Raw genomic sequence first — 16,661 nt, 5'->3', positions numbered from 1 at the left:
GTGCTCACGCGCCTCACCTCCGGATCCGCGGGTCGAGGAAGGCGTAGGCGATGTCGGCCAGCATGTTCATCACGATCGCGGCAAGGGCGGTGACGAGGAAGAACGCCATCACGGGGGCGGGATCGACGGCGTCGAGACCGGTGCGGAACAGCTCGCCCATGCCCTTCCAGCCGAAGACGGTCTCGGTGATGACCGCGCCGCCGATGAGGGCCGCGAAGTCGAACGCGACGATCGTCGTGATCGGGATGAGGGCGTTCCTGAACGCGTGCTTCACGATGACCACGCGCTCCGAGAGACCCTTGGAGCGCGCCGTGCGCACGAAGTCCTGGTTCATCGTCTCGAGCATGGACGCGCGCGTGTAGCGCGAGTAGCTCGCGATCGAGATGAGCGTCAGGAGGATCGTGGGCAGCAGGAGCTGGGTGCCGTTGTCGAGGATCGTCTCCCAGTAGTCCCCGCGGAAATTGGGCGTGTTGGAACCGATGGTCGAGATCGGGCGGGACTTGATCCCGAGGAAGCCTGCCCAGGCGTACACGATGCGGTCGACGACGATCAGGAGGCCCATCACGACAGCGGTCACGACCGACAGGCCCATCGCGGCCCGGCGGCTGGAGTACCCGCCCCAGAAGTAGCCCGAGACGAGGCCGACCACGATCGCCACGGCCAGCAGGCCGACGAGAGTCAGGAGCGACGGGGCGGCCAGCAGCGGGCTCACCGCGAAGTAGGCGATGATCCCGACGCCCACCGTGGTGAGGGTGGCGTACAGCACGCGGCGGTTCGCGAGTCCGGCGAAGATCGCGGTGAGTCCGACGGCTGCGGCGATCGAGACGACGGCGACGATGCCGATCCCGAGCGCGGGCGCCCGCCACCAGCCGACGCTGGTGAAGTAGAGGAGGGCCGCGACGACGAAGACGGCGGTCCCCCCGCCGGTCGCCAGCCGTCGCTTCCAGGATCCACCGAGCACGGACTGGAGGATCAGTCCGAGGATCAGTCCCGTCACGATCGCCTGCACCGGTGAGATCTGTGGGTCGGCGATCCAGTTGTTGTAGCGGATGGCGCCGAACTCCTTGAGGAGCACGGCCGCCCAGAAGACCGGGAGCGAGAAGAAGAGGAACGTCAGGAACGTCACGACGTAGTCGAGGCCCGAGTACTGGCGGATCGCGGTCACGATACCGACGACGATGCCGACGACGATCGCGAGGACCGTCGCGATGGTGACGAGGCGGAGGGTCGAGCTCGCGGCGTTCGCCAGCAGCGTGCTGACCTCCGCGCCGTTGATGTTCTGCCCGAGGTCGCACACCCCGGGCCCGACGCAGCCGGCGACGCCCGTCAGCCAGTCCCAGTAGCGCACCGGCCACGGCTCGTCGAGCTGGAGACGCTGGGTGATGGCCGCGATGATCTGGTCGCGGTTCGGGTCGTTCGACTCGTAGTAGTCCTTCAGCGGATCGTCCGCGGTGACCGTCAGGTAGAACATCAGGACGGATCCACCGAGCAGCACGAGGAACGAGATCCCCAGCCGCTTGAGGATGAACTTGATCACGGGGTGGGCCCTTCGACTTGGGGGTCGCACGCTCAGGCGCTGGACCACTCTAGACGCGCCCGGCGCGGGCGCCGACCGGACCGGTCGCTCGAGTGGAGCAGCGCGACGGGGCAGGGCCTCGAAGAGTCCCTGCCCCGTCGCGTGGTGGTGTGCGCTAGCGGATCGCCAGGAGCGGTGCCGGGATCAGCACCGAGGGGCGATCAGTTGGCGCGGACCCACTGCTCGGCGTTCCAGGCCACCGTGCTCTGCGTGGTGGTGTCCCGGACGTTGGAGATGGTGCTGTCGTAGGCCACGACGCCCGGGTGGGCGAAGACCGGGATGCCGTACAGCTCGTCCCAGAGGACCTTCTCGATGATCTTGATCTGCTCGAGCTGCTCGTCCGTGTCGAGCGTCGTGCTCAGGGTGTCCCAGGCGGCGTCGACCTCGGCGTTGGAGAAGCCGCCGTAGTTCTGGCCGCGACCCGTGGCGTAGATGTTCTGGCCCGAGGTGATCTGGCCGGAACCGGCCCACGCGAAGAGCGCGACCTCGTAGTCACCGTTGGGCAGGGTCTGGTCGAAGAAGTCGGGGTTGCCGACGTCGGAGACGTTGAAGCCGGCCTGGTCGCAGCTGTCCTTGATGAGGGCGACCTGCTCGGTGCGGCGGGCGTTCGGGCCCGAGTAGCCGATGCGGACATCGATCGGGCCGGCCACGCCGGACTCGGCGATCTTGGCCTGCGCGCCCTCGATGTCGACCTCGTCGTAGCGGCCGTCGTAGGAGGTCTCGAGGACCTCGTCGTAGGTCTCCTGGAACGGGAACACCTCGCGGGCGTTCATCACGACCGCCTCGGGGTCGATCGGCTTGATCAGGTTGTCGATGATCAGCTGACGCGGCACGCACATGGCGAACGCCTCGCGGAGCTCGAGGCTGGTGGCGAACGGACCCGTGTTGAAGTTGAAGTCCAGGTGCTCCCACGTGAGGCTCGGCCCGGTCAGCAGGGAGACGGAGTCACCGATGGCCTCGATCTGCGAGACCGTGTCGACGGTGGCCTGCGGCTCGATGATGTTGAGGTCGCCGTTGGCGAGCGCCTGGACCTGGGTCTCGGCCGGCGCGAAGCGGTAGACGAGGGTGCTCGTGGCGGGCGGGGTGCCCCACCACTCGGGGTTGGCCTCGAGCGTGATGCTCTGGCCGGCCTGCCAGGACGACAGCATGTACGGGCCGGAGCTCAGCGCGATGCTCTCGTCGGGCAGCGTGCCCGGGTTCGGGGACAGCCAGCCGTCGTTGAAGAACTCGGCGACGGGACGCAGGGCCTCGATGTCCTCGGCCTCGACCGCGGCGATGAAGTCCTCGGACGTGGTCCCGGCCTGCTCGGCGGCGACGTGCAGCGGGAACTGCATCATCGTCGAGATCATGTAGTCCGGGTACGGGTCGTCGTACGTGAGCGTGAAGGTCTTGCCGCCGGGCTCACCCTCGGGCATCGAGGTGCGGTCGCCCAGGTCCGTGCCACCGACGTAGTTGAACAGCGGGACGTCGGAGACCGCCTCGGGGTCCTCCCCGGCGGCCGTCGCCTCGGCGCGAGCGGCCTCCGTGGCGGTCGCGTCGACGAAGGCCTGCGAGGCCCAGGAGAAGAGGGCGTCGTCGTAGGTGATCGGCGTTCCGTCGGACCAGACGGCGTCGTCGTTGATCGTGTACTCCACGACCATGGGGTCCTCGGAGACGAGCTCGACGTTGCCGAGCTCCTCGTTCACGTAGATGGTGCCGTCGGTACCGAAGTAGGTGAAGCCGCTCTGCATGCGGTCGTTCACCACGGAGTTGTACGTGGAGTAGGTCTCCGGCGTGTTGCCGTTGTACCCGAGCCACTCGTCCTCACCGAGGGAGTAGGAGATCGTGTCGTCGACGGTCGTGATGTCGCCGAGGTCCTCCTTGTCGGTGCCCTCGTAGGCCTCGCCCGAGCCGCCGCCGGTGCCGGTGTCGGACGAACCGCCGTCGGTGGGGGTCTCGTCGCCGTCGCCCTGCGGGGTGCTGGTGCAGGCGCTCAGCACGAGTGCGGTCGCCGCGACCACGGCCATACCCGCGGTCATTCTCCGGATTCTCAATGTTCCTCCAGTGGGGATGAGCCCCCGGGCTCCGCGGTCGGAAGGGTTCCGCCAACAGGGTGGTCCCGACCTTGTGGGTCGGGGGTCCGGGGACACGCTTAGGACGGGGTGAGCGTAACCGCGGGCCCGAGGCCGGTCATCCCCCGTTCCCGCGCAACAGCGTTAATCGTTACTCAATAGATACCGGTCGCCCCGGGGCGTCACACGCCCGTAACGCAGCGACGGGCGCCGTCTGGGAAGGCACCGGGGGTGGGTGCACGCAGCCGCACCCGCACATGGAACGGCACCGGGGCGACTGGCCGCACCCGCACCCGCACCCGCACCCGCACCCGGGCAGCTAGCGGCACATGCAACCGCACCCGAGCGACGGGCACCGCGTCCGCGCACGCGGCCTCACGCGCCGAGGGGGTAGGCGTTCCGGGTGTGGTGGGGGCGGGTGGTCCAGGGTGAGGTGATGCGGAAGGGGTGGGGTGAGGGGGTGGTGTCGGGTTGGATGGCCCATCGGCCCTGGTGGACGGCGTGGTGGTGGGCGGGGCACAGCAGAGTGGTGTTGGCGGTGGAGGTGGGTCCGCCGTGGGACCACGGGGTGATGTGGTGGGCCTCGGTCCAGGTGGCTGGGATGGTGCAGCCGGGGAAGATGCAGCCGGAGTCGCGGGCGATGAGGGCGCGGCGCATCGACGCGGGTACGAGACGGTGAGCGCGCCCGACGTCCACCACGTCGCCCGCGGTGCCCAGGACGACCGGGATGAGGTCGGCGTCGCACGCCAGACGTCGCAGCGACCTCACGGCGACGGGTCCCGCGTGCGGCAGGCTCCCCCGACCGGTCCGGGCCGTGCGTGACTCATCTCCAGGATCGGGCACCGGTCGCGGGTGCGTGCGCGGGCCGCGGCTCGTGTCCGTGTCGTCCGGCGGTCGGCCGGGCGGTCCCGGATCGCACTGCCCGATCTGGTCCGACTCGGCCGCCCCGCGTGGCATCGGCGGGGCCACCGCGGCGCCGGTGAGGTCGGCTCGCAACTCCTCCAGACCGATGATCACGAGCACCTGTGGCGGCAGTCCACCGACCCGGGGCAGCGTCCCGGATCGCAGCGCCGCCTGGCAGGCGCTGACCAGGGCGTCCAGCATCCGCAGACCACGATGACGGTCATCCACGACCGGCTCCGCATCAACGCCAGTTGCACGTCGGTCCTCGGCGCTCGCCCTCGCGACGCTCGCCTCGCGCTGGACGGCGGAGTCCTGAACGGCAGAATCCTGAACGGCAGGGCGCTGGCCGTGGGGGCGGGGGTTGGTGCCGGTGTCGAAGACGGTCATGAGGATCTCGGTCTGGACGGGGTCGGCCCAGATGTCCAGGTGGGTCAGCCCGTGCCACCTGGCACCGACCTTGACCCCCTGACGGCTGCGCAGCACCCGATCATCGAGCTCGACCCCGTCAGGGTCCAGCAGGTGCACCAACCGGCGACCCACCCGCCGCAGCGTCTCGGGGTCGAACGTGGCCGCGTGCTCCACCATCGTGACCTCAGCCTCGGCCACCACCTCCGGTGGGGCGACCCGACCCACCTCCTGAAGCGTGCGCAGCACCACCTCTAACGCCTCCGGCCCCGGCGCATCCGCCAACAGACCGGACACACCGCCCCCGTCGCCGTCCCCGTCGCCCTCAGCCCCGTGGCCGGGCGCGATGTCCACCACCCCGAACGCCGGCACCGGCGTGATCCCGATCCCGGCGGCCGCGACCGATGCCAGCGGCGCCAGCACTCCCCCGCTCATGACCGGGCGCGGCAGCACCGCACCCGCCGCACGGATACGCCGCGCAGCCTCCCGACCCGAGATCCGCAACCGGCTGCGCAGCAAGTCACACCCCCGCCGGAACGGCACCTCCGGAGGACCCTCACCCGGCCGCACCGCCGGGGACTCCGCCTCCACCGCACCCGCCGCACGCACCTGCCACCGGTGCACCAGCCTGGCCAGCTGCTCCACCTGCTCAGCCAGCTCCACCGCATCCATCACATCGGCCGCCGCCAGTGCCGCCACCAGCGCGGGTTCGGCCGCCGCGACCGCCTCCCGGGCAGCCCGCAGCGCGGCCTCACCCTGGTCCCGCTGCGTCCCCTGCATGCCCCGATTCTATCGAACGAACGTTCGAGACGACAGGCCTCCAGCCAAACTTGCATCCACAGATTTCGGCGCCACCGCAACGCAAACCCGACCTGGGGACAACCCACAACCGCACCCCGCCGCGGGACCGCGCACCCAACAAGCCCGATCAATCCTCGGCACCCACCCGACCCCGACCTACGGTGGACCATGACCTCCGGCCCCCACCTGCGCCTCGTCCTGCCGCACCAGCTGTTCGAGGCGCACCTCGAGGTCGACCGGGGCACGGTCCTCGTCCTGATCGAGCACGACCTCCTCCTGCGCCAGTACCCGTTCCACTCCCACAAGCTGGTCCTCCACCGCGCATCCACGGCGCGATTCGCGAGCCGGGCACGGGAAGGCGGCCACGACGTCGTCGTCCTCGCCAGCGAGGCCGACCGGAGCTCGAACGACCAGCTCACCGCGCTCGTGCGGGACCGCGCGCCGTCGCGCATCACGTGGTTCGACGTCGTCGACGACTGGCTCGAGCGCGACCTGCGCGCCGCCGTCGCCGCGGGCGGCTACGAGCCGACCGAGGACGACGAGCTCGAGACCCCGAACTTCCTCACCCCGCGCGCCCACGTCGACTCCTGGTTCGGCAACCACGCGGCCCGCATGCACGACTTCTACGTGTGGCAGCGGCGCCGGCTCGAGATCCTCCTGACCGACGACGGCGGCCCCGTGGGCGGGCAGTGGTCCTTCGACGCGGACAATCGCAAGAAGCTGCCGCGGGGGTACGACCCCCGGAGGTGGCGCGGTTCTCCGGCCACCCCGTCGTCCCCGGCGACGACCAGCTGGACCTCGAGGGCACGGGCGGCTTCGCCGTCGACCGCGACGACGCCGTGACCGACGCGATCGCCTGGGTGCGCGAGGAGTTCCCCGACGCCCCCGGTGACCCCGACCTCTTCGCCTGGCCCACGAGCCACGACGAGGCGCGCGAGCACCTGGACGAGTTCGTCCGCGAGCGCCTCGCCGACTTCGGACCCTACGAGGACGCGATCTCCGCGACGCACCCGTTCGTGAACCACGGGCTCCTGACCGGGGCGCTGAACGTGGGTCTCCTCGAACCCGAGGAGATCCTCGAGGCCGTCTTCGCCCGCGCCGACGAGGACGTGCCCATCGTCTCGCTCGAGGGCTTCGTGCGGCAGATCATCGGGTGGCGAGAGTACATGCGCGCGACCTACCGCACGCGCGGGCGGCGGCTGCGGACCTCCAACCACCTGCGGCACACGAACGGGCTCGGCGACGGCTGGTGGGACGCCACCACCGGCCTCGCGCCCCTCGACCTCGTCATCTCCCGGACGCTCGCCACCGGATACGCCCACCACATCGAGCGCCTGATGGTGCTCGGCAACGCGATGTCGCTGCTGCGCATCCACCCCGATGCCGTCTACGAGTGGTTCATGGAGCTGTTCATCGACGCCTACGACTGGGTGATGGTGCCGAACGTCTACGCGATGAGCCAGTTCGCGGCGGGCGACGCCGTCACCACCAAGCCCTACGTCTCGGGCAGCAACTACCTCCGCAAGATGAGCGACCTGCCCCGCGGGGAGTGGTGCGACGACTGGGACGCGCTCTACTGGACGTTCGTGGCCGACCACCGCGAGGTCTTCGAGGGCAACCCGCGCGCCCGCATGGTCGCCACCCTCCTGGACCGCCTCGATCCGGACAAGCGCGAGGCGCACCACGCGCGGGCGCGCGCTCTCCTCGAGCCCGACGGCGGAGCCTCGCCCCTCGTGATGACTGCTCCGCCGCGCGAGTCGTCGGACTGACCCGCCCGAGGGCTTGAGTCCTCTGCCGCGCCGCGCCAGGATCGCGCCGTGGACATCTATGCGGCGATCGCCGACGAACGGCGCACGCTCGCCGCCGATCTCGCCGACCTCAACCCCGAGCAGCGCGCGACGCCGACCCTGTGCGAGGGGTGGAGCGTGCACGTCACGCTCGCGCACCTGGTCGTCCCGCTCGAGGTCGGTCTGCCCAGATTCGCCCTTGCGATGCTGCAGGCGCGCGGGCGTTTCGACGTCGCGAACGACCGGCTGGCACGCCGGCACGCGCGACGACCGTTCGAGGAGCTGCGGTACGTGCTGGACGCGCGGGCCGACCATCGCTTCACCCCGCCAGGTGAGGGCCCGGAGGCACCCCTGACTGACGTGCTGGTCCACGGCCTTGACATCCGGTGGCCGCTCGGACTACCACTCGCCCTCGATCCCGACCGGGCACGCACCGCCCTGACAGCGCTGATGGCGGCACCCTCCGCCGTCGTCCGCCGCGGGTCGATCGAAGGACTGCGGTTCGTCGCGGACGACGTGGGGTGGGCGTCGGGGTCCGGCCCCGACGTCACAGGACCGGCCGACGCGCTCCTGCTCGCCGTCGCCGGTCGCGCCCTCGCCCTGGACCGGCTCGCGGGCGACGGCGTCGCGATGCTGCGCCGTCGACTCGAGCCGGGTGGCGCGCCGTGACGGTCTGGACGTTCGGGGCCGAGATCGTCGAGTGGCGCGGCCCCGCACCCTTCCTTTTCGCCCCGCTGCCCGAGGATCTGTCGGCCGAGGTGAAGGAGGCGGCGCGCGGGATCCAGTACTGGGGTCAGGTGCCCGTCGTCGCGCGCATCGGCGGCACGGAGTTCGCGACGGCGATGTGGCCCCGGCACGGCCGGTTCCTGCTGCCGGTCAAGGTCGCCGTGCAGCGCGCCGAGAACATCGCGCTCGGCGACGAGGTCGTGGCCTCGATCAGGCTCGCGCGGTGAGACGGCGCCTCAGCAGGAGCACCACGAGCACCAGCACCAGGACGACGCCCGCAGCGATCGTCGTGACGCCCGACGGGTTGTCGGGATCGACCGTCGTGCTCATCGCACCGAGGTCGAACACGGCGTGCACCAGCATCGGCACGACGAGCGTCCCGGTCGCGCGCAGCGTGAGGTAGAGCAGGAAGCCGGTCGCGGTCGCGAGCACGGACTGCACGACGGCGTCGCCCACCTGCCCGGTCGACAGCGCGTTGGTCAGGTGGACCGCGCCGAAGGTCACCGAGACCCAGAGCCCGACGGCGACCTCGCCACGACCGCTCGCCCGCAGCGTCCGCACCCCGAGGCCCCGGAACAGCAGCTCCTCCCCGAACCCGATCAGGAGGACGACCACGAGCAGGACGAGGACGAAGGCGACGCCCTCCGCCGCGAGCGCCGGGTAGTTCGTGATGCCGAGCGCGACCAGCACGAGGACGACCGGGATGACGAGGGTCCACCGGGCGAGCCGACGACTCTCGACCATGACGTCGGGCCAGGCGCGCAACGCCGTCGTCACCCCGGCGACGAGAACGGCCGCGAGCCCGATCGGCACGAGGTACTCCCGGAGGAGCACCGGGACGGAGGACGGGCTGTCCGAGGTTTCGGCACCTCCGGTGATCAGGCGCGTGCTGACCTGGATGACGACGACGTAGGCGACCACGAGGACGAGGAACTGCCAGACGCGCAGGTGTCGCCCCGGGCGGGCTCCGTCGTCCGTGACGGTGGTGCCGGATGCGGGCGTGGTCATGGAGCTCCCCCTCTGCTGCGTGCCGGGCGGTACCGCCCGTCGCCTCGACCGTACCCGGCCCCTGTCTCAGCGACCGACGACGGTGACCTCGTCCGATCCGCCGCGGCGGGAGGGGCCCGTCAGCCGCACGCCGTCGTCGACGATGCACCGCCGCACGTGGACACCCGCGCCCACGTGGACGTCGTCGAGCAGGACCGACTCCTCCACCACCGCGCCCGACTCGATGACGACGCCGGGCCCGACGACGCTGCGCCGCACCTCGCCGGCCACGCGCGATCCCGCGGCGAGCAGGGAGTCGACCACGACGGCGCCGGCCTCCACGCGTGCCGGCGGCAGCTGCGGCTGGGCGGTGCGGACGGGACGTCGCGGATCGTCGAGGCGGGCGCCGTCGCCGTCGATCAGCTGCATGTGGGCCCGCCAGTACCGCTCGGGCGTGCCCATGTCCATCCAGTAGCCCTCGAGCCGGTGCTCGACCGTTCGCCCGCGCTCCACGAACCACGGCACGAGGTCCTCGCCGTAGTCCCCCAGTCCCTCGGGTCGCGCGTGCAGCTCCTCGAGGGCGTCGACCAGCAGTGCGGCGTCGAAGCAGAAGACCTCGGCCGCGACCAGATCGCCGTCGGGCTCCTCGGGCTTGTACGTGAAGTCGGTGACACGTCCGCGCGCGTCGACCTGGACCACGCTGGCGGAGGAGGGGTCCTCGTCGGTGCGAGTCGTGACCATCGTGAGCTCGGCGTCGTGCTCGACGTGGGTCGCGAGGACCTCGAGGAGGTCGAGCGTGTAGAGGTGGTCGGCGCTGAGCACGATGATGCAGTCAGCGCCGAACTCCCGCAGCCGCTCGTGGTGGCGCCACAGCGTGTCGCTGTTGCCGTGGGCGAACCCCTCCCCCTCGCCGCCCTCGAACGGGGCGAGCACCTGCAGACCGCCGCGCACCCGGTCGAGGTCCCAGGGGCGGCCGTTGCCGAGGTGCGCGTTGAGCGAGTGCGGCAGGTACTGCTCGGCGATCCACACGTCGTCGATCCGGCTGTGCGCAATGGTGGACAGCGCGACGTCGATGAGGCGGTAGCTGCCCGCCACGCGAAGCGCCGGCTTCACGCGGTGCTCGGTCAGCGCCCCGAGGCGGGAACCCTGCCCACCGGCGAGGATGAGGCAGAGCGTGCGCGGCGGCCGGGCGGGGCGTGTCATGTCCCCACCCTCGCGGGTGGGTGGGCCGCGTGTCACGGGTCGCGACGGCGGCATAGGCTGCCCGGATGGCCACAGTCCTGCTCGTGCGGCACGGCCGCACCACCGCGAACGCCTCCGGGATCCTCGCGGGCCGCACCCCCGGCGTCGCCCTGGACGAGGTGGGACGGGACCAGGCCGCACGCACCGGGGAGCGGCTCGCCGCCGTCCCCCTCGTCGCCGTGGTGACGAGCCCGCTGGAACGCTGCCGGGAGACCACTCAGCTGGTGCTGGACCGCCAGCCGGTCGCTCCCCCGGTCGCCGTCGACGACGCGCTCACCGAGTGCGACTACGGCACCTGGCAGGGGCGGACCCTCGCGGACCTGGCGACCGAGGACCTGTGGCCGCGCGTGCAGACGCACCCCTCCGCCGTCGTCTTCCCCGGGGGCGAGTCCATGACGGGGATGCAGGCGCGCGCGGTCGAGGCCGTGCGCCGTCGCGACGCCGCAATCGAGGCCGAGCACGGCCCCGGGGCCGTGTGGGCGGCAGTGAGCCACGGCGACATCATCAAGGCGGCGCTCGCCGACGCGCTCGGGATGCACCTCGACCTGTTCCAGCGCATCGACGTCGGGCCGGCGTCGGTCTCGATCGTGCGCTACGGCGCGGCGCGGCCCACGGTCCACGCGCTCAACAGCGACGCCGGCGACCTGTCGTGGCTCGCCCGCGGCGCCGGCGGCACAGGAAGCGACGACGCACCGGTCGGCGGCGGCGCCGGTCACGGGGCGCCCCGACCCTGACCGGTGTCAGGCCGCGTGCCTAGGATGAACGCATGGCTCCCCTCGTGCACGAGTTCGACTGGCCGGATCGGGCCGTCGTCGGAACCATCGGCCCGCCCGGGGACCGCACGTTCTACCTGCAGGTCCGCGCGGGCCGGCGGCTCGCGAGCGTCGTGCTGGAGAAGCAGCAGTCCGCCCTCCTCGCGGAGAAGATCGAGGAGATCCTCGACCAGCTGCGCGCCGTCGAGGGCAATCCCGCCAGCGTCCCCGCCAGCACTCCCCCGGAACTCGTGGACAACGACGGGCTCGAGCCCGACCAGGACCTCTTCCGCATCGGGACCATGGGGCTGGGGTGGGACCCGGCCACGGCGCAGATCGTGATCGAGGCGCACCCGGTGATCGACGCCGACGACGAGGACCCGACGCCGGACGACGAGGACACGACCGACGTGCTGCGGGTGAGGATGCCGGTGGGCGCCGCGCGCGCGTTCGCCCGGCGCACCCGCGAGGTCGTCGCCGCCGGCCGCCCCGCGTGCCCGCTGTGCGGCCACCCGGTCGACCCCGACGGGCACGTCTGCCCCGACCCCGAGGACTGATGTCCGGCTGATGGCCGACGCCGACCTCCCCACGGGCGAGCTGACGCTGACCGGCCGCATCCGCTCGGCGTCGAACGCGACGTTCCTCGGCGCCATCGGCGGGACGGCGGTCGTCTACAAGCCGATCGACGGCGAGGCCCCGCTGTGGGACTTCCCCGACGGCGCGCTGGCGCACCGCGAGGTGGCCGCGCACCTCGTCTCGGAGGCGCTCGAATGGGGCGTGGTGCCGCCGACGTGGCTGCGCGAGGGCCCGTTCGGGACCGGCATGGTGCAGGTGTGGCAGGAGCAGGACGCGCAGGTGCGCGCCGTCGACCTCCTCCCGTCCGACGAGGTGCCGGAGGTCGGGTGGCGGCCCGTGCTGCAGGGCCGCGACGCCGGCGGGCGGCTCGTCACCCTCGTGCACGAGGACTCGGCGGCACTGCGGCGGATGGCGGTGTTCGACGTCGTCGTCAACAACGCGGACCGCAAGGGCGACCACGTCCTGGCGATGCCGGACGGGCACCGCCACGGCGTCGACCACGGCCTGACGTTCCACCGCGAGCACAAGCTGCGCACGGTGCTGTGGGGATGGCTCGGCGAGGAGTTGACCCAGGAGGAGCGCGACGGCGTTCGGCGGCTCCTCGAGTCGGTCCAGGGTGGTCTGGGGCGAGAGCTGGCGGAGCTGCTCGAGGCGGAGGAGATCGAGGCGCTCGCGGCGCGGTGCTCGGCGCTGCTGAAAGCTGCGTGCTTCCCTGCCCCGGCCGGGGACGCGTCGGCGGTGCCCTGGCCGCTGTTCTGACGCTCCCTGTCGGCTGCGGTGCGGGAACGACCGCCTCTGTGTGCTGCACCCCGTACTACGTTGATGGCATGGCCACGATCAGCCACCGCGAGCTGCGGAACAACTCGTCCGACGTCCTGCGCCGGGTGCGCGAGGGCGAGGCCTTCGAGGCGACCGACCACGGTGTGGCCGTGGCGCGCCTGGCGCCTCTCGGCGCGCCAGAACTGCCGTTCCCCGTGACGCGCCCTGCCAGGCGCCGCGGCGGCTGGACCGCGCTGCCGACGGTCGATCTGCCGCGGTCGGTGAGCGACGTCGTCGACGACGAGCGCGACGACCGGTGGTGACGTCCGCGCCCGCGGCACCGCTGGTCGACGGGGACACGTCGGCGATGGTGACGTTGCTGATCTCCACCGTGCTCGACGGCGTCAACCCCACGCCGCTCAGCCGGGACCAGTACCGCGAGGCGGGCCACTACCCCGACCCCGGACTGCGCAGTCTCGATGCGCTGCACCTCGCAGGAGCGCTGAGCGTCGAGGCCGACGCGGTGCTCACCTCCGACGTCCGCCTCGCAGCGGCGGCCCAGAGCCACGGCCTGCGGGTCGTCTCACCGGCCTGACGTGCAGCGACCAGCGACGACCCCCGAGAGCGCCGTGCGACCGAAGCCCTACCGCGTGCCCGAGCACTGGATCGAGACCTACCTGGAACCGCGGTACCCCGATCTGGCGACGCCCTTCCGGCGAGCCGCCGACGCGACGGCGACCGCGCTGCGCGACGGTGAGCTCGACGACGACACCTTCGCGGGCCTCGTCCGGCTCCTCGACCACCGCTCGACGGTGCTCCGGGACTCCGTCGGAGACCTGGTCGGCCGGCTCGCCGCAGAGTTCCCCGCGGCGATGGACGTCGTGGTGCACCGCACCCGCAGCCCGCTCGCCCGGACCAGGCGAGAGGCCCTCACCTGGCTGCGCCACTCGCCGCCGTCGCCGACCCACGAGCGCGTTTGTGCGGCCGGCCTGCTCGACCGGAGCGCCGTCGTCCGGGCGCAGGCCGCTGACAACGTCCGCTATCACGGGCTCGAGGCACTCGCTCCCGTGCTGACCGAGGCGGCCGGGCGCGAGGACGACCCCGCGACGAGACGGACGATGGAACGAGCCCTGGCGTCCGTGGTCGTCCCACGCGGGTGACGTCGCGGCCCCAGGCGGAGTGGTTGGCCTCGACGGGCCGCGCCCGTCAGACGTTGAAGCGGAACTCGACGACGTCGCCGTCGACCATCACGTAGTCCTTGCCCTCCATGCGGGCCTTGCCCGCGGCGCGCGCGGCGGCCACCGAGCCGGCCTCCACGAGGTCGTCGAAGGACGTGATCTCGGCCTTGATGAAGCCCTTCTGGAAGTCCGTGTGGATCACGCCGGCGGCCTGGGGCGCCGTCCACCCGCGGCGGATCGTCCAGGCGCGCGCCTCCTTCGGCCCGGCAGTCAGGTAGGTCTGCAGCCCGAGCGTGTGGAAGCCGACGCGCGCGAGCTGGTCCAGGCCCGCCTCGTCCTGACCGGAGTCGGCGAGCATCTCGGCCGCGTCGTCGGCGTCGAGCTCGACGAGCTCGGACTCGAACTTCGCGTCCAGGAAGATGACGTCGGCGGGAGCCAGCTGCGCGCGGACCTGCTCCTGGAAGGCGGTGTCGGCCAGCCCGGCGTCGTCGGTGTTGACGGCGTAGATGAAGGGCTTGGCGCTCATGAGGCCGAACTGCGCGAGCGCGGCCGCGTCGAAGTCACCGCGGTGGGCGGCGACGGTCTCGCCGGTCAGGAGCAGCGCGAGCGCCTGCTGCGCGGTGTCGAGCACGATCTGCTCGGCCTTCTTGCCGCGCACCTCCTTCTCCAGGCGCGGCACGGCCTTCTCTAGCGTCTGCACGTCGGACAGGATCAGCTCGGTGATGATCGTCTCGACGTCGGCGAGCGCGTCCACGCGGCCGTCCACGTGCACGACGTCGGGGTCCGCGAACGCGCGCGTGACCAGGCAGATCGCGTCGGCCTCGCGGATGTTCGCCAGGAACTGGTTACCCAGACCCTCACCCTCGCTCGCACCCTTGACGATCCCGGCGATGTCGACGAAGGAGACGGTCGCGGGCACGATCTTCTCGGAGCCGAAGACCTCCGCGAGCGTGTCCAGACGCGGGTCCGGCAGCGGCACCACACCCACGTTCGGCTCGATCGTGGCGAACGGGTAGTTCGCCGCGAGCACCTGCGCGCGGGTCAGGGCGTTGAACAGGGTGGACTTGCCGACGTTGGGCAGGCCGACGATGCCGATAGTGAGAGCCACGGGACGTCAGTCTAGATGGCGCCGCAGTCCCCGCTCGTGAGGCCGTGCCCGCAGCCCGCGGCCCGTCGCCGACGTCGATGTCGGTGGTCTGTGGTCGACTGACGTCATGGACATCACGAGCCTCCTTCTGGCCCTCGCCGCCCTCGCCGTCGGCGGGGTCGTCGGGTTCCTGCTCGCGCAGGGCCGCGCGGCCTCGAACGCCTCGTCCGCGTCGGCCGAGGTCAGCGCGCTCACCTCGCGTCTCGAGGGCGCGACGGCGCAGCTCGAGCAGGTGCGCGAGGCCGGGGCGCTCGCGCTCGAGGAGGCGCGCGGAACGCACGAGCGCACGGCCGCCCAGGCCCGCGAGGACGCGGCAGCACGCCTCGGGGAGGCCGAGCGGCGCGGGGCGCGTGCGGTCGCGGAGGCAGAGGAGCGGCACGCGGCCGCGCTCGAGTCGCTCGAGCGCCGGCACGCGGAGGCCGAGGCGCAGCGCCGGGCCGACGGCGAGGCCCGCGAGACGAAGCTGCGCGCCGACGCCGAGGCACGGATCGCAGAGCTGCGTGGCGACACCAAGCGCCTCGCCGACGAGTTCGACGCGCTCTCGAAGAAGGCGCTCGCCGCCAACACCGAGGCGTTCCTGGCCCAGGCCGAGGAGCGGCTCAAGCGCACCCACGGCGAGGGCGCCGCCGAGCTCGCCAAGCGCGAGGAGGCCGTCAAGCAGCTCGTCGCACCGCTCGCTCAGACGCTCGGGCAGGTCAAGGAGGAGATGACGACGGCGGAGAAGGCGCGCCTCGAGGCGCACGCCGCGCTGGCGCAGCAGGTCCGCGGGATGCAGGAGTCCTCGGAGCAGCTGCGCACGGAGACGTCGGCGCTCGTCAACGCGCTGCGCGCCCCGCAGGTGCGCGGGCAGTGGGGCGAGATGCAGCTGCGCCGCACCGTCGAGGCGGCGGGCATGGTCGAGCACGTGTCATTCACCGAGCAGGTGCAGCTCGAGGGCGGGAAGCTGCGACCCGACCTCGTGGTCTCGCTCCCGGACGGCAAGCAGGTCGTCGTGGACTCCAAGGTCGCGTTCAACGGCTACCTCGAGGCGATGGAGGCGCGCGACGACGCCACGCGCGCCAAGCGCCTCCTGGCCCACGCCCGGCACATGCGCACCCACATCGACCAGCTGAGCGGCAAGGAGTACTGGTCCCACCTGGAGGCGACTCCGGAGTTCACGGTGATGTTCGTGCCGTCGGAGGTGTTTCTCAACGCGGCGCTCGAGCAGGACCCGTCGCTCCAGGAGTACGCGTTCGAGCGCAACGTCGTCCCCGCCACCCCCGCGACGCTGGTGGCGCTGCTGCGGACCGTGGCCTACACGTGGCGGCAGGAGAAGCTCGCGGCCGAGGCCGGACAGGTCTTCGCCGTGGGGCGCGAGCTCCACAAGCGCCTCGCGATCTTCGGCGGGCACCTCGAGCAGCTGTCCAAGAAGCTCAACGGGACGGTCGACCAGTTCAACAAGATGACGTCCTCGCTCGACTCCCGCGTGGTGCCGCAGGTGCGCAAGTTCAGCGCGCTGCAGGGCCTCGACACCGCGTTCGAGGTGCCGCCGCCGCTCGAGGTCCTCGCGGTCCCCGCGCAGAAGTCCGACCTGCACGTCGTCGAGCTGACCGACGCCGAGATCGCTCGTGACCGTGCCGAGCAGCAGGCGGCGCTCGAAGCCGCCGGGGTGCAGGACGACCTGCTCGGCGAGATCGCCGGCGCCGACGACGGCGACGCGGCCTCCGACCGCGCAGCGCGGCGAGGCCGAGCGTCCGCGTGATCGCAGTGCCTGATCTGCGGGTCGCGCCGG

General features: G+C 71.9%; 17 protein-coding genes. 11 read left to right on the top strand and 6 right to left on the bottom strand.

Annotation, left to right across the window (positions count from 1 at the left end; all coding sequences use genetic code 11):
- Nucleotides 1-13 precede the first annotated feature (13 nt).
- The 3 genes from QQK22_RS02785 to QQK22_RS02775 form a co-directional block, all read right to left on the bottom strand.
- Nucleotides 14-1,537, bottom strand: coding sequence for an ABC transporter permease (locus tag QQK22_RS02785; protein ID WP_284249231.1), 1,524 nt, complete (start codon nt 1,535-1,537; stop codon nt 14-16).
- 200 nt (nt 1,538-1,737) lie between these two features.
- Nucleotides 1,738-3,594 (bottom strand): ABC transporter family substrate-binding protein, encoded by a 1,857-nt coding sequence (locus QQK22_RS02780; protein WP_284249230.1) that lies wholly within the window; start codon nt 3,592-3,594, stop codon nt 1,738-1,740.
- Between the two features lie 408 nt (nt 3,595-4,002).
- Nucleotides 4,003-5,715: an HNH endonuclease signature motif containing protein gene (locus tag QQK22_RS02775; protein WP_284249228.1), complete on the bottom strand. Its 1,713-nt coding sequence runs from the start codon at nt 5,713-5,715 to the stop codon at nt 4,003-4,005.
- Between the two features lie 189 nt (nt 5,716-5,904).
- Between QQK22_RS02775 and QQK22_RS02770 the strand changes: the two genes are divergently transcribed.
- The 4 genes from QQK22_RS02770 to QQK22_RS02755 are packed head-to-tail and all read left to right on the top strand — an operon-like array spanning nt 5,905 to nt 8,476.
- On the top strand, nt 5,905-6,579 hold the full coding sequence (locus QQK22_RS02770; RefSeq protein WP_284249226.1) for a cryptochrome/photolyase family protein: 675 nt from the start codon (nt 5,905-5,907) through the stop codon (nt 6,577-6,579).
- Entirely contained in the window at nt 6,483-7,505 is a 1,023-nt protein-coding gene (locus tag QQK22_RS02765; RefSeq protein ID WP_284249224.1) for a cryptochrome/photolyase family protein, read from the top strand. The genes QQK22_RS02770 and QQK22_RS02765 overlap by 97 nt, the downstream gene beginning before the upstream one ends.
- A 48-nt stretch (nt 7,506-7,553) precedes the next feature.
- A complete protein-coding gene (locus tag QQK22_RS02760; protein WP_284249223.1) occupies nt 7,554-8,192 on the top strand; it encodes a maleylpyruvate isomerase family mycothiol-dependent enzyme in 639 nt (212 codons plus the stop codon).
- A complete protein-coding gene (locus tag QQK22_RS02755) occupies nt 8,189-8,476 on the top strand; it encodes a DUF1905 domain-containing protein (protein WP_284249221.1) in 288 nt (95 codons plus the stop codon). Before QQK22_RS02760 ends, QQK22_RS02755 begins: the two co-directional genes overlap by 4 nt.
- Here QQK22_RS02755 and QQK22_RS02750 read toward each other — a convergent pair.
- Complete coding sequence (locus tag QQK22_RS02750; RefSeq protein ID WP_284249219.1) at nt 8,460-9,257, bottom strand: CPBP family intramembrane glutamic endopeptidase; 798 nt, start codon at nt 9,255-9,257, stop codon at nt 8,460-8,462. The two genes, QQK22_RS02755 and QQK22_RS02750, sit on opposite strands and share 17 nt — an antisense overlap.
- 66 nt (nt 9,258-9,323) lie before the next feature.
- Nucleotides 9,324-10,439, bottom strand: coding sequence for a glucose-1-phosphate adenylyltransferase family protein (locus tag QQK22_RS02745; RefSeq protein ID WP_284249217.1), 1,116 nt, complete (start codon nt 10,437-10,439; stop codon nt 9,324-9,326).
- A 65-nt stretch (nt 10,440-10,504) separates the two neighbouring features.
- Here QQK22_RS02745 and QQK22_RS02740 point away from each other — a divergent pair, with 65 nt between their 5' ends.
- The 6 genes from QQK22_RS02740 to QQK22_RS02715 all read left to right on the top strand — a co-directional run bounded on the left by QQK22_RS02740 (nt 10,505) and on the right by QQK22_RS02715 (nt 13,725).
- Nucleotides 10,505-11,212 carry a histidine phosphatase family protein gene (locus QQK22_RS02740; RefSeq protein ID WP_284249215.1) on the top strand — a complete coding sequence of 236 codons (708 nt, stop codon included), beginning with the start codon at nt 10,505-10,507 and terminating at the stop codon, nt 11,210-11,212.
- Nucleotides 11,213-11,244: 32 nt separating this feature from the next.
- Nucleotides 11,245-11,787, top strand: coding sequence for a DUF3090 family protein (locus tag QQK22_RS02735; RefSeq protein WP_284249213.1), 543 nt, complete (start codon nt 11,245-11,247; stop codon nt 11,785-11,787).
- Nucleotides 11,788-11,797: 10 nt separating this feature from the next.
- Nucleotides 11,798-12,565 (top strand): SCO1664 family protein, encoded by a 768-nt coding sequence (locus tag QQK22_RS02730; protein ID WP_284249211.1) that lies wholly within the window; start codon nt 11,798-11,800, stop codon nt 12,563-12,565.
- Nucleotides 12,566-12,633: 68 nt separating this feature from the next.
- Nucleotides 12,634-12,888, top strand: a complete 255-nt coding sequence (locus tag QQK22_RS02725; RefSeq protein WP_284249209.1) for a type II toxin-antitoxin system Phd/YefM family antitoxin — start codon at nt 12,634-12,636, stop codon at nt 12,886-12,888.
- A complete protein-coding gene (locus QQK22_RS02720; RefSeq protein WP_284249207.1) occupies nt 12,885-13,160 on the top strand; it encodes a type II toxin-antitoxin system VapC family toxin in 276 nt (91 codons plus the stop codon). Before QQK22_RS02725 ends, QQK22_RS02720 begins: the two co-directional genes overlap by 4 nt.
- Nucleotide 13,161: 1 nt before the next feature.
- Complete coding sequence (locus tag QQK22_RS02715) at nt 13,162-13,725, top strand: hypothetical protein (RefSeq protein WP_284249205.1); 564 nt, start codon at nt 13,162-13,164, stop codon at nt 13,723-13,725.
- A gap of 46 nt (nt 13,726-13,771) precedes the next feature.
- On the opposite strand, the gene ychF is transcribed toward QQK22_RS02715, so the two are convergent.
- Nucleotides 13,772-14,851, bottom strand: a complete 1,080-nt coding sequence (ychF, locus tag QQK22_RS02710) for a redox-regulated ATPase YchF (protein WP_284249202.1) — start codon at nt 14,849-14,851, stop codon at nt 13,772-13,774.
- A gap of 106 nt (nt 14,852-14,957) precedes the next feature.
- Here ychF and QQK22_RS02705 point away from each other — a divergent pair, with 106 nt between their 5' ends.
- Nucleotides 14,958-16,631: a DNA recombination protein RmuC gene (locus QQK22_RS02705; protein WP_284249200.1), complete on the top strand. Its 1,674-nt coding sequence runs from the start codon at nt 14,958-14,960 to the stop codon at nt 16,629-16,631.
- Nucleotides 16,632-16,661 lie beyond the last annotated feature (30 nt).

Source organism: Litorihabitans aurantiacus (assembly GCF_030161595.1).
Classification (GTDB): Bacteria; Actinomycetota; Actinomycetes; order Actinomycetales; family Beutenbergiaceae; genus Litorihabitans; species Litorihabitans aurantiacus.
This window is presented reverse-complemented; position numbering and strand designations above follow the sequence as displayed.